Genomic DNA, 17,943 nt, shown 5'->3' on the forward strand with positions numbered 1-17,943 from the left:
TGGCGGAGGGGACCCACGCGTTCCCATCTCGAACACGACCGTTAAGCCCTCCAGCGTCGATGGTACTTGAACCGCAGGGTTCTGGGAGAGTAGAACGTTGCCAAGCAGTATATTTGCCCCAATACGGATTTTCGTTTTGGGGAATTTTGGCCCGTTGGTCAAGTGGTTAAGACACCTCCCTTTCACGGAGGTAACAGGGGTTCGAGTCCCCTACGGGTCACCACTATTGCCTGAACGCTTAGCTCAGCTGGGAGAGCATTACCTTGACAGGGTAAGGGTCGGCGGTTCGATCCCGTCAGCGTTCACCATTTAAACAGCAAGACTTTTTAACGCGGAGCCGTGGTGTAGAGGCCTAACATGCCTGCCTGTCACGCAGGAGACCGCGGGTTCGAATCCCGTCGGCTCCGCCATTTTCATCTAAATTCAATAAGGCTCGGTAGCTCAGTCGGTAGAGCAGAGGACTGAAAATCCTCGTGTCGGCGGTTCGATTCCGTCCCGAGCCACCTTATCCACCTAAAAAGTGAAGCAGTGTCTCAGATGTAGTTTTCGTTTACTTTTCGGGTGCACCATAACAAACAATATATGCCGTTGTAGCTCAACTGGTAGAGCAACTGACTTGTAATCAGTAGGTTGGGGGTTCAAGTCCTCTCGACGGCACCAGATGCGCGCGTATGGCGGAATTGGCAGACGCACTAGACTTAGGATCTAGCGGGCGACCGTGGGGGTTCAAGTCCCTCTACGCGCATCACAAAAACAGGTAAGACCACTAAATGGTCTTACCTGTTTTTCGTTTTCCATCCAGTATGTAAAAGTGCGCCCATTTCCTGACTAACAGGTGGATGGGCCTCTTCTACATGCTCCATTAATCCGATCAGGAGCCAGAGGGCGCCTGCAAAGAAGCATCCGCAGCGTTTTTCGCCAGCCTTTGAACGACTTGATCCACCTTCTGAATATGCTGCGACATCCGCTCCGCCGCAAGAGCTTCGTCCGCGGCATCGATGGCATCGACAATGTCACGATGCTCCTGTAGAAGCTTCTCGGCGGATGCACGCTCAGCAAAAAACCACAAACGGCGAGAAGCCTTCATGCTCACCTGCAGTCTCTCCGTCAAAGACTCCATCATTCCGATCATGAGGGAATTGTGGGAGGCTTTGGCGATTTCCAGGTGAAAGCGGATATCGGCCTGTTCGCTTTCTTCTTCGTTGCCAAGAGACTGTTCCATCGACTGAAGAATGTCGCGGAGCGCCGCTACATTGGCTTCCGTCCGCCTAACTGCGGCCAGCGATGCACAGCCTGCCTCGATGAATCTCCGCACCTCCTGCACTTCTTGCAGCGAGTCTCCTTGATCGAAGAGGGATGCGTTGTCTGCAGGCAGCGGATTGCTTACGAAAGTGCCCCCACCATGCCGGATATCCACCCATCCCATTGCTTTCAATCCGCTCAGCGCTTCGCGAATGGTTGATCGGCCGACTTGGAAGCTCGCAGCGAGCTCAACGACTGTGGGCAGCTTCGAACCTGGCGCATAGGTTCCTGTCTCAATTTGCATTTTAATCTGCCCCATCACGATTTCCGAGCCCTTTTGCGGCCGTATCTGTTGAAATGCCATGCCAATTCCCCCATAAAAGATCTATACATCTATTCAATCATAAGCTAAAATAGAAGGAAAGTCATCTGATCACATGATCACTTATTGTTGATAGAAATGATAGTCCCATGGGAGGCTGCTATGCTAGATAACCAAATTAGACAACAACTGTTCACTATTGTAGGCGAAGCTTATTTCAAAGACGATATGGAGTCGCTCGTTACCCATTCTTATGATGGGACACCCATGCTCCAATCGCTGCCGGACGGCGTCATATATCCCAAGGATACAGCGCAAGTTTCAGCGATTATGAAGGTGCTGAATGAGCACCGCATTCCTTTGATCGGCAGGGGATCCGGCACGAATCTTTGCGGAGGCACGGTTCCCGTTCAAGGCGGCATTGTGATGGTGATGCACCGGATGAACGCAATTCTTGATATTGATATGCAGAATCTGACGGCCACCGTGCAGCCGGGTATCATTACGAAGCAATTCATCGAGCATATTGAAGGTCTGGGCTTATTTTATCCACCGGATCCAAGTTCTATGGCGATCTCTACGATTGGTGGCAATATTGCGGAGTGCTCCGGAGGACTACGCGGTCTAAAATACGGCACGACCAAAGACTATGTGATTGGTTTAGAGTGTGTACTGGCTAACGGCGAAATCATGCGTACCGGCGGTAAGCTGATGAAGGACGTAGCCGGATATGATTTGACGAAGCTGCTGATCGGCTCAGAGGGGACACTTGCTATCATTACGGAAGCTACTCTTAAATTGATCCCTCCTCCCAAGTATAAGAAGACGATGCTAGCCATGTACAAAGATTTATACGGCGCAGCTCGCACGGTCTCCAAAATTATTGAAAATCGTATCATTCCAGCAACACTGGAATTCATGGATAATCCTACGATCCGCGTTGTAGACGATTTCGCTAAGCTGGGTCTACCGCTAGATATGGCAGCGATCCTCCTAATTGAGCAGGATGGCGAGATGGAAATGGTGGAGCGGGACATCGCCCGTATCTCCGAAATTTGCCGCGAAGAGCAGGCGCACGAAGTAAGCATTGCGAGCAATCAGGAGGAAGCGCTGAAGCTGCTGACTGCAAGAAGAAGCGCCTTCACAGCGCTTGCACGTTTACGTCCGACCACGATTCTGGAGGATGCGACTGTACCGCGCTCCAAAATTGCTGATATGGTGCTGGAAATTAACCGAATCGCAGAGAAGCATAATGTGCAGATCTGTACCTTTGGACATGCGGGAGACGGTAACCTTCATCCAACGGCTACAACCGATGCAAGGGATCATGATGAAATTCACCGTGTGGAAGCGGCTTTTGAAGAAATTTTTGAAGCGGCGATCCAGCTTGGGGGAACGATTACAGGCGAACACGGTGTTGGACTGGTTAAAGCGCCTTTCTTGGAATGGAAAGTAGGAAGCAGCGGCATCGCGATGATGAAAGGGATTAAAGACGTGTTCGATCCTCATCATTTACTGAATCCTGGCAAAATGTTTGCCAAAGAATCTAGACGCAGGGTGGTGATCGACCGTGGCTAAAGGGGCAACTCTCCAAGAAACGTTAATCCAGAAGCTGGATTACAATCAATTAACCAACTGTATGCGCTGCGGATTTTGCCTTCCAGTGTGTCCCACGTTTAAGGAAACGGGCATCGAAGCCGAGTCCCCGCGCGGGCGTATTTCCTTGATGAAAGCAGCCGTGGATGGCATCATGGAGCCAGGCATTTCCTTCGAGGATCAAATGAATCACTGCCTAGGTTGCCGCGCGTGCGAGCCGGCTTGTCCTGCGGATGTGAAATACGGGCAATTGATTGAGCAAGCCCGCGATGCGGTGGAGACCCATACGAAACAGCATAGATGGTGGGTACGCGGCGTGCGCAAGATAGTTTTCAAAGAGCTTTTCCCATCGCAGCAAAAAATGCGGCTGCTAGGCTCAGGGATGCATTTTTATAAAAAATCAGGTCTGCAATCCGTTGTTCGAAAAACAGGGGTTGTCGGCTTATTTTCCAAACAGCTGTCTGATATGGAGAAAATTCTCCCGGATGCTTCCGGCAAAGGCATTACCCAACTTCTCGGCACTTTCATCCCGGCCAAAGGTCAGAAAATTGCCACCGTCGGTATGTTTAGAGGCTGTTTGATGGATGTGATGTTTACCGAAACGAATATCAAAACCGTCAAGCTGCTGTCCGAAGCAGGTTTTGACGTTGTCATACCGGAGACACAGAACTGCTGCGGCGCCCTTCATGCGCACAGTGGTGAAAGCGATCAAGCCAAAATGCTGGCTAAAAATAACATCCGTGCCTTTCAAGAAGCCGGAGTGGACTATATTGTATCGAATGCAGGTGGGTGCGGCGCGATTCTAGTCGAGTACGATCATTTGCTGCATGATGAGCCGGAATGGAAGGAATCTTCCGACTGGTTCGCTAAGCGTGTGAAAGACATTTCAACTATCCTTGTAGAAAAAGGACGTCCGCTTCAGTTCACCGATAACGAAGCCGGTACGGCTTCTACCCGAGTGACGTATCAGGATTCCTGTCATCTTCGCAATGTAATGAAAGGCAGCAATCCATCCAGACAATTGTTGAAAGAAGTAGGCAATGTCACTTTTATCGAAATGAAGGATGCGGGTTCTTGCTGTGGATCTGCCGGTATTTATAACGTCACGCAGCCTGAGATAGCGAATCAGATTCTTGAAGGTAAAATGGTAAACGCCAATGCCACGGAAGCCAGGTACCTGGTAACCAGCAATCCCGGCTGCTTGTTGCAGATGAAGTTGGGTATTGATAAGCATGGGCAAAAAGGCAAGATGGAAGCTGTCCATATTGCGGACTTTTTATATGATCGCGTAGTAAAACATTAACTGCTAAGCAGGCTGCTCCCGTTAGGGAGCGGCTTGTTTTTTTGTCCGCATACACCGCTTTTCCTGCATTTTTTTGGTAAAATAGAAGGGATAGGGTTAGACTAAAGGAAAGTTGTAGAGTGAACTTTCTATGCTTCATTTACGTTGGTAGTTGGGGGTATGTCTGTATGAACATTCTAGTTACCGGTGGAGCCGGTTTTATTGGATCACATATTGTCGACGACCTGCTTCAAGAGGGTCATGATGTGCATATATTTGATAATCTATCTACGGGGCGTATGGCGTATGTGAACCCAAGAGCCGGTTTTCACCATGGGGATTTATTGGATCGTGGACTTGCAGAGGTATTCGCTGCTGTACGTCCGGAGATTGTCATTCATCACGCGGCGCAAATCGATGTCCAGACCTCGCTTACGAATCCTTTCTTGGATGCCAAAATCAACATTTTGGGGACCATTGCCCTGCTGGAGCAGTGCCGTGAGCATGGCGTGAGGAAATTGATTTATGCCTCTTCTGCTGCGGTATACGGGACTCCGCAATATCTGAGCGTGGACGAGTCTCATCCGGTCAGGCCGCTATCTTTCTATGGTATTTCCAAGCATACGCCGGAACATTATATAGAAAGTTTTGCTTTGCTGTACGGGATGGACTATACCATCCTGCGGTATGCGAATGTATATGGTGTTAGACAGGACCCTAAAGGAGAGGGTGGAGTCGTTGCGGTTTTTGTGGACAAGTTGTTGGGAGGCAAGCAACCGATTATTTATGGCGACGGGGAACAAACGCGGGATTTTATTTATGTGAAAGATATCGTGAGCGCAAATAGAGCTGCCTTAAATAAAGGCAGCCGTGGGATTTACAATATTAGTTGCAATGAACAAACAAGTGTCAACGATCTTCTGAAGGAAATGTGCTCGATTTGCGGAAGCAGCTTCAATCCATCTTATGTGGCCGCCCGCACCGGCGATATCGTTCACAGCCGATTGGACAATCGCGCAGCGCTTGGGGAACTCGGGTGGAATCCTATTTTTACACTTAGGGACGGCTTGAGAGTAACATGTGACTATTATAAAACGCAATATCAAATATGATCATCGATGGCCTTCGCGATCAGTACACTTTCTTCGTGTACCCGTCCGGGGCATTCATATGTATGAATTTCAACTTGCGAGCCTCTCTTCCGGGAGAGCTCTCTTTATGTAAAGAGATCGTAAATACAGTTAATCCTTTCTTCTGCTCCTTCTGAAGCTTCTCTACGTTCGTCTTCATCCAGGTATCCTTCTTCCAATTGGCCCTCCAGTCTTCCCATAGGAAGGCATCGATATAAGCAGCCGAATAATCCAACGTTTCAAAACCGCGATTTTGTATGATGGAGAGCTGCGGGAACTGTTTGCTCACATCTTGGAGGAAAGTCACGTAAGCTTCTCGCGTTTGCTTTTGGGTAGCTTTATCTTTGACGTAATCATCAATGTCCCCTACGGTATCAAGGAAAACTCCGTTCATTCCTTTGTCCGCGATCGAGGTTTGCATTTCAGCTGTCAGCAGTTTTCGATAGTGGGCTTGCCGTAAATCCATTAAGTAAGAGTTCCACTGCGGGAAATGGATACGCTCTCCTTTTTGCCATAGATAATCCTGTGGCACCAGATCCTTGGAGCGCAGCATGTTCCAGGCAGGCGTTTCCATCACGCTAAGGTAACCAATGACAAGGGTGCCCTTCGCTTGAATATCCTTGATTTGTTCCTTGGTGTAGAGCTGAGGCTCGATAATAATAAGATCCTTCGTTTTTAATTTGGTGATTGCCTGTGCAGTCGGACTCCCGTAGTAAAGCGAGTAGTTTTTCACATGCTGAAAAGGTCCTTCTGCCTGGGCCTGCTGTTTGAACAAAAACGAGAACAGGCTGACTGAAACGATTATCGCTGTCGTATAGGTCCATGTCTTCTTCATCGTTTGCACTGTCCATCCTTTTAGATTCAAATTTGCTTACATTATATGATAAAAAATAACGGAGATATAGATAAAGTTGACGTAACAGAGCAATGCTATAACATGCATGCCAATCGTTAGGAGCTGACACCTATGAATCACATAGCTATTGTGGACGATGACTTCGTACTGCTCAATTTCTTGAAAGAGATGTTCGAAGCCAAAGGTTTGCGTATTTCATCTTTCGATGAACCCGTTCACGCATTGGCAGCCATCAAGGAAATCAAACCGGACGCCGTTCTAGTGGATGTACGCATGCCTGAGATGAACGGATTTGAATTATGTCGGGAGCTTCGTTCGGACAAAACGTTCACAAGGATACCTATTTTTCTAATGAGTGCGAAGCATTCGATCAGTGAATTGTCGAAATCGATGATGGCTGGTGCGGACGAGTACTTTATTAAGCCTTTTCAAACGGATGACATTTATACGCAAATGCTGCAAACCTATATGAAAAAGAATAATCCAATCGTGATTAGACCAATCGATGTTTAGTCTGGAGGAAGCCTGATTGATTTTTCGTCAAAACCGGAGATGGATCGCCTGGCTTGAGCTTGCCATAATTTTTGCGATTTTAATTGTCATCTGCTTGGTTTATCGAGTGGATTGGTTAGCTTGGTCGCTAAATCCGTTTATATTTGTAATTCTTTACTTCTCCCTACGGTACGGGATTCGCATCGGAATCGCAACTGCAGGGGGCGCAAGTCTGCTGCATATCGCCATTTATATAGAGATGAATGGAGATCTGTATGGACTATTTGATCGCTGGGATCAGGCGAAATGGTTCATTAGTTATTGGGGCATTGCGTTGTTTGTCGGTCACGTAGCCTCCGATTTACGCTTCCGTTACAGCATCCTAGCGGATGAATTTGAGGAAAACAAACAGCACTTAGCGAAAGTGGAAGAGAGCTATAAGGATCTTCATGTCGTTAAAAAAGCTTTAGAATCGAAAGTGATCGGAGCCCAGGAGAGCTTATTTACGCTATATAAAATAGCCAAGGCGCTGGATTCCGAGGATTCGGAAATTATTTTTACTGATGCGGTTAGGCTGTGCAAAGATCTTATCCAAGCTGGCTCTATTGTGATCTATCGCATGAATCCTACGGGGGATGTTCTTCGGCTGAAAGTGTATTACGGCTCGGAACCCCGGTATCCGGCAACGGTTTTTCTGGATAAACCTTCTCTTTACGCGCGCGTTCGCGAGGAGAAAAGCATTCAATTGCGCCTTGAGGATGAGCCTCTGGAAATCCCCCTCTTAGCAGGGCCCCTGCTTGATCAGAATAACCAAATTGTTGCTATCATCGGCTTGAATGGGTTGGATTTCGTCAATATGAACAAGTATACGCTCGATTTGTTCCGGCTTATTCTGACTTGGATGGGCGAGAGCTGTGTGAAAGCTTTCGAAAGAGAGCGGAAAATGAATGACATGCGTTATTTCCCGGGTACTAAAGTGATGATACCAGAGTATTTCTACGCTAAGCTCAATGAAGAAACGTTACGGCTATCCGACTTTGAACAGAAATTTCTGCTTTTGCAGCTGCCAGTCGATTTGGGTGAGATGGAGGAATCCGCTGCGCTGCTGGAAATTAACGAAATTACACGGCTCATGCTCCGCGACGAAGACGCGATGTCTTATGATGCCTTCCGGGGTGAATTGTTGTTTTTACTTCCTGCGACCTCCCCGGAGCTTGCAGCGCTTATTGAAGAAAGAATTCGCGATCGCTTCAATAGGGGGGGCTAGCTGTGAGAGTAACGAGGCATGCTCGACACTTCGATGTTACTGCGGGTGCTTGGCTTGCGGCGGTGGCAAGTCTTCTATTCGCGGCGCTGGATGTCCTGCAGATGATCCATTTTGCGCTGCTTGGGATCTGTTTATGGCTTCACCTTCTTTTGGTCTTCATTTATTACGTACTGCTTAAATTCGTTAGTCTCCGCACCGAAGATCGGATAAGTGCAAGCTGGCTGCAGACATTCATGCTCTTTTTTCCAGGAATCGGATTTGCAGCGGGGGCACTGATCTTGATTGGGATGCTCATGTTCCGCTTTCGGGATGATTTCTATGAAGAATACGAGCAATATGTCTACCATATCCCTCATTCGCTGGAAAGTTATCACATTAATGTAGAAGAGGAGTCAAATCGAATTCCTGTTCGCGAGGTGTTAATGTCCGGTGATCATGCGGGTAAAAAGGAAGCGCTATTCTCGTTATTAGACTACGAAGGTCATAACAAGGTGGAGCTGTTTCATGAAGCTCTGCGAAATAATGATCCCGAAGTGGTGCATTACGCCGCGACAAGCTTGAACTATTTGAACGAGCAATATATTCGGAGTATCAAACAATGGACGCAGCTCCTGCAGCAGAACGATAAATCCCTAGAGACATGGCTGGAGTTGTTTGACTCCTATCGGCAGTACTTAGAAAGCCGATTATTAACAGAAGAGCTGGCCATTGAAGTTAGACATACGTTCAAGGCATGGATTGCCAGAGGCAAGCTTCAATTCCCATATGAGCCGCGGTTCACTGCAGAGCTGTGCCATTTGGCACGCATGGAGAAGGACTACCCAGCGGCAATTCGATTCGCCGAGGAGCTGTCTGATGTGAAGGATTATGAATACTTGGTTTACTTAACCCAAGCAGAAGACATGTATGCCGAAGGAAAGCTGGAGCGTTTAAGTCAATTTGCCCAAATATGGTTGGATAGCGGTGTAGAAGTTCCGCAAGAACATCTGCCTGCCATCCAATTCTGGAAGGAGATGAAGGAACAAGGTGTCCCGCAAGCTGATCATTTTTTCATTCGTTACCGTTAGTTTGCTGCTGCTTGGCATTGCTTTGCAAACGGTCCGAGTTGTGGATGTGTTTCCTTTATCTCCATCGAGATATTTGTTCAAAGAGGCGATATTTTCAACAAAAAGCTCGGCAACTACCGAAACAGCAGGTGCTGAGCTAAGACTGTACCTATACACGAATCCAGATGACACCGAAGGCATCAAAGTCAAAGAGAACCTTGTGCATGCCCTGGAGCTTGCCAAACTGCATTCGGAAACGATTGCTGCGGATGATTTGAAAACGGTAAAGCCGGGGCCATGGACAGCTCTTGTCTTAACCGGGGAAGATATCAGGGAGCTGGATCAGTCGTCAATCCAGTCCTATGTCCGGCAGGGCGGCCGGTTGATCGTTTATACCCGCTTTTATGCACCTGAATGGAACAATTTATTGGGGATTGCAAGCAATAACGGCTATTTTCCGGGATCGAGCCAAGGCATTACGGTGAATAAAACGGTGTTTCCCGGCTATCCGGATCTTCCGGAGACGAATCTGATATTTTCCAACAACATGTTGGATGTAAAATTAAACCCTGAGGCACAGGTTTACTTATCCGCCCAGAATAATCCCTTGCTGTGGACAAACACTTACGGACAAGGGAAGGTTGTCTATTGGAATTCAACGTCCAACGTTCAAAAAGAAGGCAGGGGCCTTATGTTGCAATCCATTGGTCTTGCCCTAGATAGCTTCGTGACGTCACAAGTGGCATCGAGAAGTTTAAACATTGACGATTTTCCTTCGCCTGTGCCCCAGGTGGATAATCCGCTTATTCACCAAGAATTCGGACTCAGCACCCCAGCCTTCTATGAACGGATTTGGTGGGAAGACATGGTCCGCTTCTCGAAATTGTACGGATGGAAATACACGGGTCTGATGATCGGTACCTATCAGAATCAGACCCGTTCTCCGCTACCGTCCCTGCTGACGGATACACCGAAGCTCATCCCTTATTTCGGCTCCAGGCTGCTCAGCCTCGGAGGCGAGATTGGGCTGCATGGTTATAACCATCAATCGCTTGTTACGGCGGATGAACCGATCAAAAGCGAGCTTGGATATGTCCCCTGGCCGAATCAATCGGCGATGGTAGAGAGCCTTATGCGATTAACAGAGCTGTCGGATAGCCTCTTTCCTGGGCATGAGTTGAAAACGTATGTACCGCCATCGAATGTTATGAATAGGACGGGCAAACAAGCCGTAGCCGAAGCAGTCACTTCGATTGATATCCTTTCATCGCTTTACACTGTTGGAGGGGAAAAGGGATTCCTCGAGCAGGAGTTTGGGGTCGATAGCGAGTTTCCGCAGTTTACGAATTTTCCGCGTATTTCTTCGGGATACGTCATCGATGAAGGACAACTGTTCACCATTAACGATGCTATTGCCAATTTCGGCATGGTGAATCACTTTGTCCACCCTGACGATGCACTTGATATCAACCGATCGGGTGGAAAAGGATGGAAATACTTGAGCCAGCAGTTCGAGAACTGGATGTCATGGTTGAACAAAACGTACACCTACTTGGAACCACTAACCGTTCGGGATGCTGTGAAAAAGTTCAGTCTATATGAAGCAGGAACGGTTAGTGTTCGTTATGGCAAAGACGCGATCACCATAACAACAAAAGACCAATTGATTCCTATGCAATACACCATTCGGGTGCCGAACCAGCAGGTCCCGGAGATCCCCAAAGAAGCGGGACATCTCACACGTCTGGACGCCACGGAAAGCATATGGCATTTGGAAGCTCTCCAGCCGACAGTGACAATACAGTTAAAGGAAAATAAGCCATGAAAATTGCCTTGATCGTAGAAGGGAGCTATCCCTATGTATCGGGGGGCGTAGCCAGTTGGATTCAAATGCTTATTTCTTCCATGCCGCAGCATGAGTTTGAAATCATTGCCATCTCCTCCTCACGCAAGGAGGAGACGAATTATAAATATAAGCTTCCAGCCAATCTATCCGGCATTCACGATGTATTCATTATGGACTATCAGAATCTGGAGGAGGGCAGGGCTCCGCGTTTGTCGGCCGTCGAAGCCGAAGCCTGTCTGGCTTGGTTTGCCTTCCAGCCTGGCTCGGAACAGGCTCTTACACTTATTGCGGATCAAGCGAAGCTGGGGAACCCGGTTTCTTTTATGAAAAGCGAAAGCTTCTGGAATTTCCTAGTCGCGGCTTACGAGAGGGAGATGCCTGAGCAATCTTTTAATAGCTATTTCTGGACATGGCGGTCCATGTACTTGCCAGCGGTGTATCTGCTGCAGCAATCCTATCCGAAAGCGGATCTGTATCATGCTGTATCAACCGGATATGCAGGCTTGATTGGGACTTATTTACGGATGGCGCACAAAAAGCCGTTTCTGCTTACCGAGCATGGCGTTTACGCTAGAGAGCGAGAGGAAGAGATTTTGAAATCGGCCTGGGTTGACCCGCCTTTTAAGAAACGTTGGATCGATTATTTCTACCATATGTCGCAAGGAACCTACCTTACCGCTGATCGCACGGTTGCGCTGTATGGCGGTACTCATCACATCCAGCTGGAGTTAGGCGCTCCTAAGGAGCAAGCCCTAGTGATTCCTAACGGGGTTGATTATAATAGGCTTTCGCTGCTGCCTAGGCATACCAACAATGCTCATGGACGTATTGTTTTTGGCGCTTTGGTTAGGCTTGTACCCATTAAAGATATCAAAACGTTGCTCTACGCAGTGCGACTAGCCAGCACCGAGATTGCGAATATGAGCCTTCTGATTATGGGGCCGACAGATGAAGATCCTGACTACTACCTTGAGTGCTTAGCGTTAACGCGCAACCTGCAATTAGAGGATATCGTGACATTTACCGGCAAAGTCGCCATTGAAGACTATTTGCCTCTAGTCGATGTGCTCATTCTAAGCAGCATAAGTGAAGGTCAGCCTTTGGCTGTGCTTGAAGGGATGGCTGCAGGAGTTCCCTGGATTTGTACCGAAGTGGGCAGCTGCCGGGAACTGCTTGAAGGGAAGGACGAACGTGATGCTGGCATTGCGGGGTATATCGTGCCTCCCGTGAACCCGAGGGCGATGGCTGACATGATGGTGAAAATGCACGCACTTCCGAATGAGCGGATATATATGGGTCAAGTGGGCCGCAGGCGTGTAGCTACTTATTATCAAATTGAGCATTTTATTGAGGCTTACAAGCAGTTATACGATGAGGTGGTAACCTAATGGCGGGAATTGGATTTACCCTGCAAAAGCTGTTCCGCGATGACTATCTGTCGATGCGAGTCCGCGCCTATGCGTATGCTTCGTTTATTACGGCTGGTCCTTGGATTCTGTCAGTGGGGAGCATTGCCTTCATTAACGTTATGCTCGTTCACTTTGCGAATGTGGAAGACGCACAGCGCCAATTGTTTATTGTGACGGTATCTTATAGCTTTATTTTTTCGCAGATGTTATCCGGAGGTTGGCAGTTAAGTGTGACGAGGTATTTGGCGGACCATTTTTTCCAAAATCGATTGGAGGTTGTTGCGCCAACCTATATCGGCATCTCGAGAATCATTTTTGCCGTTTCGCTGATTGCGGCTATCATTTTCTACTGGTCCTCACCACTGTCTATCCTGTACAAAGGGCTAAGTGTCCTGTTATTTTTCATGTGCGGTCAGATCTGGTTGGCAATGGTTTTCTTAACCGCTGCGAAAGATTATAAGATGATTGCGATTGCTTTCTTGGCGGGAGCCGCGGTATCCATAGGCTGTGTCTTCGTCCTGCTTCAATACCCGATTCCTTTCGGTCAATATGGTCAGGCTACGAATATTTTGCTCGGATTTAGCAGTGGCATCCTGCTGACGATGGCGATGCTGGTCTTTGTGCTGCTGCGCGCTTTTCCTGCAAAGACGGCGTCGAACCTTTACGGATTTTTACATTATGTCGATAAATATCCCTCTCTTCTATGGGTTGGCTTTCTCTATAACATTGGTGTTTGGTCGCACAATATGATCATTTGGTTGGGGCCGTCCGGCGTGAAGATTGAGGAAACGTTTCTTTATAGTCCGATTTACGATACCGCGGTATTTTTGGCGAATCTTACAGTGATCCCGTCGCTCGTCTTGTTCGTTGTTTCTGTAGAAACAGAGTTTTACGACAAGTACAAAACGTTCTACGGTTACGTGACCAATGGCGGAACACTAGAGATGATTCAAAAAGCAAAGAAGCGTATGGTCGAGGTGCTCTGGCGGGAGCTGTACCGGCTGACGAAGCTGCAGGTTATCTTGACTGTGTTTATCATCCTGATAAGTGAGATATTGCTCGAAATGATTGGCCTGCAAAAAACGGTTATCGACATTTTCAAGCTTTGCGCCCTAGGGGCTCTGTTGAATGCGATTATGCTCATCCACATCTTGCTTATGCTGTACTTTGAGGATCGGAAAGGAGCGCTCATCACCGGCGGTATCTATTTTGCGCATAATGCGCTGCTGACGGGCTTCCTGCTCCCATTAGGATTTGACTATTATGGCTTTAGTTATTTTCTAGCGGGGCTTGTTGCCTATGGCTGGAGCGGGTTTCGGCTGCTGACCTTTTTGAGGCGGATTGAAGTACACACGTTTATCACCCAAAGCATTATCTACAAAGAGAAGTCTGGTTTCTTCACACGTCTCAGTGAGAGAATGAATGTTCAGCGTTACTTCAAATAAAAGATTTATCTGATGCTCTTTCGCGCTGCAGCCGGTGTCATGCCCAGCACTCTTTTGAACATGGCGTGAAAATGGGGTAGGCTCTCGAAGCCGCAAAGCTCCGCGATATGATGAATATTGATATCACTTTCCAAAAGCAGCTGTTTAGCGCGAATAATCCGTTTGGTTATGATATAGGCAGTCACGTTCATCCCGATCAACTGTTTGAACACACGGCTGAAATGAGCCGGCGAGACGGAGGCTTGTTTCGAAAGTGTTTTGAGCCCGATATCCTCGCAGAAATGCTCATCGATATAGAGAAGCACATCTCTTATCCAGACGGGAGCGACTAGGGGATCTCCTATGTTGAACGTATTACCTGAGGCCACATCACGCTGTAAAAAAAGCAGAAGCTGAAGCAGTTGTACATAGATCGCCTGTCGATGCCCAGGCCCCTCCTGCTTAAATTCGTGCTGGATGGTCTCCAGATAGTGCTCGAGGTGCTGCCTTTGCGGAAGCAGTGTTTCCAACCTATACTGGCGGAGCTCCACGGCCTGCTCGAAGCTGTGCAAATAGGAGAACGATTCTCCGAATTGCGGCGCTTGAAGAAAGCCCGAGCTGAAATAAATGGCGGTTGAAGTCACGGGGGTTTCTTTATCCGGGGTCGCGCGATGAATGATATTGCCGGGAATAAGGAAGATGTCGCCAGCCTTCATTTCATAAAATGTGTGATCAATGAAAATAGTGCCCTTGCCGCGGTACACATAAACAATTTCATACCAATCATGGAAATGGTCAGGGAGCTCGCTTTGCGAGCTTTTTGTGTGTTTATAAGCGTAGGAGAACGGAAAAGTTTCATGGTTATCGAAAACTTTGTGAATAGGATGCATATCGTTTGCTCCTTTCCCTTCAGTGTCTTCTCATGATATCAAAAAAGCGTATAAATGTGCTAGAAATCAATATTTTATAGTTTAGAAATGCTGTTAAAATAAAAGAAAGCGATATCAATAAGGGATATGAATAAGGAGAAGCGCTATGCGAATTGATGCACACCAGCACTATTGGCGGATAGACCGCGGGGATTACGGATGGATTGGGCCAGAACTGCCTATCTTGTACCAGGATTATGTGCCAAGCGACTTAGTTCCGCACCTGCAAGAGCATAACTTGAAGGCAACGATCGTTGTTCAAGCGGCGCCAACACTGGAAGAAACGGCCTATCTGCTGTCACTTAGCGAAGAGTCCGAGACCATTGCAGGCGTGGTAGGGTGGCTTGATCTGAACGATCCCGACTTTATGCTTCATTATCAACGTTTTTGCAAACATCCCAAATATGTGGGCTTTCGCGTCATGATTCAAGAAATGCCGGATGCGAGCCGAATTCTGGAGCCTCATTTTGTTGAAGCATTGCGATATTTTGCAGAGCACGACGTACCGGTCGATTTGCTTGTTGTGTCTCATCAATTAGCGCCGGTTATTGAGCTGCTGGATCAGGTTCCCGGTTTACGTGCGGTTATCGATCATATCGCGAAGCCGCGGATTGCGGGTGGCGTTCTTGAACCTTGGAAGAGCCAGATGGCGGCTATCGCGAAGCATCCTAATGTGTATTGTAAGCTCTCGGGTATGGTGACGGAAGCGGATCACAACAGTTGGAAGAGAGAAGACTTTACCGCGTATATCCAGCATGTTCTTGAGGTGTTCGGGACTGACCGCGTGATGTTCGGCAGCGATTGGCCAGTATGTTTGTTAGCGGCTAGCTACGAGGAAGTTGTTGAAGTTCTGACCCATTCGTTACCGGAAACATGGACGCAGCACGACAATGATCGTCTATTTGGACTAAACGCAAAGGGGTTTTATAAGCTATGAAATATCGTCAATTAGGCAAAACAGGACTAGACGTCTCGGTCTTGAGTTTCGGAGCTTCCTCTCTTGGCTCTGTTTTCCGTGAAACCAACGAGGAAGAAAGCATTCGTACCGTTCATACGGCTGTAGCTCTAGGTATTAATCTGATCGATGTGTCTCCTTATTATGGCTTAACCAAAGCGGAAACCGTTTTAGGCAAAGCCATCGCACAAATGGACCGAGGCCGTTTTATTTTGACGACAAAGGCTGGGCGTTACGGCGATACTAAGTTCGACTTTTCGAAGGAACGGATTATCCGAAGTGTAGATGAAAGTTTAAAGCGGCTTCAAACGGACTATATCGATATATTATATTTGCATGATATTGAATTCGCGGCTTTCGATGAGGTTGTTGAGGGAGGCTTCCCAGCGCTGGATGCTTTGAAGCAATCGGGAAAAATCCGCTATTTTGGCGTATCTGGATTACCGCTAACTGTATTTGAGAAATCGCTGGCCGTTAAAGAGCTGGATTCCGTATTGTCCTATTGCCACTACTCCTTGAATGACACATCCTTGCTGGATGTAGTTCCACTGCTAGAGCAGCATCGGATCGGATTAGTGAATGCATCGCCGCTGTCCATGGGACTGCTGAGTACTAGAGCTGCTGCGGCATGGCATCCGGCGCCAGCTGACATTCAGCGGGTCTGCAAGGAGGCGGCGGATTACTGCGCAAGCAGAGGTGTGGACATCGCGAAGTTAGCGGTGCAGTATGCAACAGCGAATGAGCGGATTCCAACGACACTCGTCAGTACGGCGAGCCCTGAGAACATCAGCAAGAACATTGCATGGACAGATGAGCCAATGGATACCGAGCTGCTGCAAGAGATTTTGGACATTTTGAAACCGATTCACAACAAGTCATGGATCAGCGGAAGACCTGAATATAACGAGAAAACTTACGTATAAGGGAGGGATCACATTGAAAGCGATCGTATGTGAAGAGATTGAGCAGTTCAACTTTGTCGAGATGCAGGAGCCTGTTGTCCAAGCAGGGGAAACCATTGTTCGTATCAAAAGAATCGGGATCTGCGGGACGGATTTGCATGCTTACAAAGGGAATCAGCCATTTTTCAGCTATCCGCGCGTACTGGGACATGAACTCTCCGGGTACGTTGAGGAAATTGGCGAAGGGGTTATAGGCGTACAGGCAGGCGACCAAGTCAGCATCGTCCCTTATTTGAACTGCGGGACATGCATTGCTTGCCGCAATGGGAATACGAACTGCTGCACCGATATGAAAGTGCTAGGTGTTCATACGGATGGAGGAATGAGAGAGCTGATTTCCATCCCTGCCAGCCATCTCATTAAGACAGACGGGTTGACGCTGGATGAAGCAGCCATGCTGGAGCCGCTTAGCATCGGTGCTCACGCTGTGCGGAGATCAGGGCTTCGCGCCGGTGAAACGGTGCTCGTCATTGGCGCAGGACCGATCGGACTTGGCGTAATGGTTCTTGCGAAGCAGGTTGGCGCTACCGTCATCGCCATGGATATCAACGACGAGCGGTTATCGTTTTGCCGCAAATGGGCAGGCGTCGATCATACCGTGAATGCGCTGCAGCAGCCGAAGGAGCAGCTGGCTGAGCTCACGAATGGCGATATGCCCACCGTTGTCTTTGATGCTACAGGGAATGCGCGGTCCATGACGGACGCCTTCGGACTTGTCGCGCATGGCGGCAAACTCGTGTATGTTGGCCTCGTGAAGGCGGATATTACCTTCCATGATCCTGAATTTCATAGACGGGAGCTGACGCTAATGGGCAGCCGTAACGCAACGATGGAAGATTTCGATACCGTGCGTGAAGCGCTGCAAAAAGGCGTCATCGACATTGAGAGTTATATCACGCATCGTGCTGACTTCGAGGACATGATCGGTCAGTTTGAGACTTGGCTCAAACCAGAGTCAAAGGTGATTAAAGCGGTTGTTTGTTTGTAAAGGGGAGAAGGTACGCTCATCTGCTTACATGCAGGAAGGCGTGCCTTTTACTTTTATTCAGCTCAACAAAGGATCACAGAATGACATATAGACGGCTTCTATAGCAAGTATCGAAACTATCGATTTTTTTAATGCTATGACAATCCGTATAATAGAGATAAGCAGCAGCACACAAGAAATAGATGGAGGGATAACTG

General features: G+C 48.0%; 15 protein-coding genes, 6 tRNA genes and 1 rRNA gene. 19 read left to right on the forward strand and 3 right to left on the reverse strand.

The window, feature by feature from the left end:
• The 7 genes from rrf to AC58UW_RS32205 form a co-directional block, all read left to right on the forward strand.
• Positions 1-106: ribosomal RNA gene (gene rrf / locus AC58UW_RS32175) — 5S ribosomal RNA — on the forward strand; the annotation flags it as partial.
• Positions 107-148: 42 nt separating this feature from the next.
• A tRNA-Glu gene (locus AC58UW_RS32180) sits at positions 149-223 on the forward strand.
• 9 nt (positions 224-232) lie between these two features.
• Positions 233-308: transfer RNA gene (locus tag AC58UW_RS32185), tRNA-Val, on the forward strand.
• 25 nt (positions 309-333) lie between these two features.
• Positions 334-410: transfer RNA gene (locus AC58UW_RS32190), tRNA-Asp, on the forward strand.
• Positions 411-430: 20 nt separating this feature from the next.
• Positions 431-503, forward strand: a tRNA-Phe gene (locus tag AC58UW_RS32195).
• Between the two features lie 81 nt (positions 504-584).
• A tRNA-Thr gene (locus tag AC58UW_RS32200) sits at positions 585-660 on the forward strand.
• Positions 661-665: 5 nt separating this feature from the next.
• Positions 666-745, forward strand: a tRNA-Leu gene (locus AC58UW_RS32205).
• Between the two features lie 126 nt (positions 746-871).
• On the opposite strand, the gene AC58UW_RS32210 is transcribed toward AC58UW_RS32205, so the two are convergent.
• On the reverse strand, positions 872-1,606 hold the full coding sequence (locus AC58UW_RS32210) for a FadR/GntR family transcriptional regulator (protein ID WP_497424584.1): 735 nt from the start codon (positions 1,604-1,606) through the stop codon (positions 872-874).
• Between the two features lie 120 nt (positions 1,607-1,726).
• On the opposite strand from AC58UW_RS32210, the gene AC58UW_RS32215 reads away from it, so the two are divergent.
• The 3 genes from AC58UW_RS32215 (at position 1,727) to AC58UW_RS32225 (ending at position 5,554) form a co-directional block, all read left to right on the forward strand.
• Positions 1,727-3,142, forward strand: coding sequence for an FAD-linked oxidase C-terminal domain-containing protein (locus AC58UW_RS32215; RefSeq protein ID WP_497424585.1), 1,416 nt, complete (start codon positions 1,727-1,729; stop codon positions 3,140-3,142).
• A gap of 61 nt (positions 3,143-3,203) precedes the next feature.
• Positions 3,204-4,463, forward strand: coding sequence for a (Fe-S)-binding protein (locus AC58UW_RS32220; protein WP_497424619.1), 1,260 nt, complete (start codon positions 3,204-3,206; stop codon positions 4,461-4,463).
• A gap of 167 nt (positions 4,464-4,630) precedes the next feature.
• Positions 4,631-5,554: an NAD-dependent epimerase/dehydratase family protein gene (locus tag AC58UW_RS32225; protein ID WP_497424586.1), complete on the forward strand. Its 924-nt coding sequence runs from the start codon at positions 4,631-4,633 to the stop codon at positions 5,552-5,554.
• 19 nt (positions 5,555-5,573) lie between these two features.
• Here AC58UW_RS32225 and AC58UW_RS32230 read toward each other — a convergent pair whose 3' ends face one another.
• Positions 5,574-6,407, reverse strand: coding sequence for a glycoside hydrolase family 191 protein (locus AC58UW_RS32230; RefSeq protein WP_497424587.1), 834 nt, complete (start codon positions 6,405-6,407; stop codon positions 5,574-5,576).
• A 132-nt stretch (positions 6,408-6,539) separates the two neighbouring features.
• Between AC58UW_RS32230 and AC58UW_RS32235 the strand changes: the two genes are divergently transcribed.
• From AC58UW_RS32235 to pelG, 6 genes are read left to right on the forward strand one after another with little or no spacing between them, the layout of a single operon-like run.
• Positions 6,540-6,941 carry a response regulator gene (locus AC58UW_RS32235; protein WP_497424588.1) on the forward strand — a complete coding sequence of 134 codons (402 nt, stop codon included), beginning with the start codon at positions 6,540-6,542 and terminating at the stop codon, positions 6,939-6,941.
• Between the two features lie 16 nt (positions 6,942-6,957).
• Positions 6,958-8,187 carry a hypothetical protein gene (locus tag AC58UW_RS32240; protein ID WP_497424589.1) on the forward strand — a complete coding sequence of 410 codons (1,230 nt, stop codon included), beginning with the start codon at positions 6,958-6,960 and terminating at the stop codon, positions 8,185-8,187.
• Between the two features lie 2 nt (positions 8,188-8,189).
• Entirely contained in the window at positions 8,190-9,254 is a 1,065-nt protein-coding gene (locus AC58UW_RS32245; RefSeq protein ID WP_497424590.1) for a tetratricopeptide repeat protein, read from the forward strand.
• Positions 9,214-11,058, forward strand: coding sequence for a DUF2194 domain-containing protein (locus AC58UW_RS32250; RefSeq protein ID WP_497424591.1), 1,845 nt, complete (start codon positions 9,214-9,216; stop codon positions 11,056-11,058). Before AC58UW_RS32245 ends, AC58UW_RS32250 begins: the two co-directional genes overlap by 41 nt.
• Positions 11,055-12,467, forward strand: a complete 1,413-nt coding sequence (pelF, locus tag AC58UW_RS32255) for a GT4 family glycosyltransferase PelF (RefSeq protein ID WP_497424592.1) — start codon at positions 11,055-11,057, stop codon at positions 12,465-12,467. The genes AC58UW_RS32250 and pelF overlap by 4 nt, the downstream gene beginning before the upstream one ends.
• Positions 12,467-13,933, forward strand: a complete 1,467-nt coding sequence (gene pelG / locus AC58UW_RS32260) for an exopolysaccharide Pel transporter PelG (RefSeq protein ID WP_497424593.1) — start codon at positions 12,467-12,469, stop codon at positions 13,931-13,933. The genes pelF and pelG overlap by 1 nt, the downstream gene beginning before the upstream one ends.
• A 5-nt stretch (positions 13,934-13,938) precedes the next feature.
• Here the strand turns inward: pelG and AC58UW_RS32265 are convergent, their stop codons facing one another.
• Positions 13,939-14,802 carry a helix-turn-helix domain-containing protein gene (locus AC58UW_RS32265; protein WP_497424594.1) on the reverse strand — a complete coding sequence of 288 codons (864 nt, stop codon included), beginning with the start codon at positions 14,800-14,802 and terminating at the stop codon, positions 13,939-13,941.
• 145 nt (positions 14,803-14,947) lie between these two features.
• On the opposite strand from AC58UW_RS32265, the gene AC58UW_RS32270 reads away from it, so the two are divergent.
• Genes AC58UW_RS32270 through AC58UW_RS32280 form a run of 3 tightly spaced genes read left to right on the forward strand, consistent with a single transcriptional unit; the run spans position 14,948 to position 17,746 of the window.
• The gene (locus AC58UW_RS32270) at positions 14,948-15,778 is read left to right on the forward strand and encodes an amidohydrolase family protein (RefSeq protein ID WP_497424595.1); all 831 of its coding nucleotides are present in this window, start codon (positions 14,948-14,950) and stop codon (positions 15,776-15,778) included.
• Positions 15,775-16,719, forward strand: coding sequence for an aldo/keto reductase (locus tag AC58UW_RS32275; RefSeq protein WP_497424596.1), 945 nt, complete (start codon positions 15,775-15,777; stop codon positions 16,717-16,719). The genes AC58UW_RS32270 and AC58UW_RS32275 overlap by 4 nt, the downstream gene beginning before the upstream one ends.
• Before the next feature lie 13 nt (positions 16,720-16,732).
• A complete protein-coding gene (locus AC58UW_RS32280) occupies positions 16,733-17,746 on the forward strand; it encodes a zinc-binding alcohol dehydrogenase family protein (RefSeq protein ID WP_497424597.1) in 1,014 nt (337 codons plus the stop codon).
• Positions 17,747-17,943: the final 197 nt, after the last annotated feature.

This window comes from Paenibacillus sp. J22R160, from assembly GCF_059692135.1.

Excerpts from the sequence above, each read along its gene's own strand:
- AC58UW_RS32270 (WP_497424595.1), top strand. The coding sequence starts at position 14,948 with ATGCGAATTGATGCACACCAGCACTATTGGCGGATAGACCGCGGGGAT.
- AC58UW_RS32215 (WP_497424585.1), top strand. The coding sequence starts at position 1,727 with ATGCTAGATAACCAAATTAGACAACAACTGTTCACTATTGTAGGCGAA.
- AC58UW_RS32265 (WP_497424594.1), bottom strand. The coding sequence starts at position 14,802 with ATGCATCCTATTCACAAAGTTTTCGATAACCATGAAACTTTTCCGTTC.
- AC58UW_RS32235 (WP_497424588.1), top strand. The coding sequence starts at position 6,540 with ATGAATCACATAGCTATTGTGGACGATGACTTCGTACTGCTCAATTTC.
- AC58UW_RS32210 (WP_497424584.1), bottom strand. The coding sequence starts at position 1,606 with ATGGCATTTCAACAGATACGGCCGCAAAAGGGCTCGGAAATCGTGATG.
- pelG (WP_497424593.1), top strand. The coding sequence starts at position 12,467 with ATGGCGGGAATTGGATTTACCCTGCAAAAGCTGTTCCGCGATGACTAT.
- AC58UW_RS32230 (WP_497424587.1), bottom strand. The coding sequence starts at position 6,407 with ATGAAGAAGACATGGACCTATACGACAGCGATAATCGTTTCAGTCAGC.
- AC58UW_RS32220 (WP_497424619.1), top strand. The coding sequence starts at position 3,204 with ATGCGCTGCGGATTTTGCCTTCCAGTGTGTCCCACGTTTAAGGAAACG.
- AC58UW_RS32225 (WP_497424586.1), top strand. The coding sequence starts at position 4,631 with ATGAACATTCTAGTTACCGGTGGAGCCGGTTTTATTGGATCACATATT.
- AC58UW_RS32275 (WP_497424596.1), top strand. The coding sequence starts at position 15,775 with ATGAAATATCGTCAATTAGGCAAAACAGGACTAGACGTCTCGGTCTTG.
- pelF (WP_497424592.1), top strand. The coding sequence starts at position 11,055 with ATGAAAATTGCCTTGATCGTAGAAGGGAGCTATCCCTATGTATCGGGG.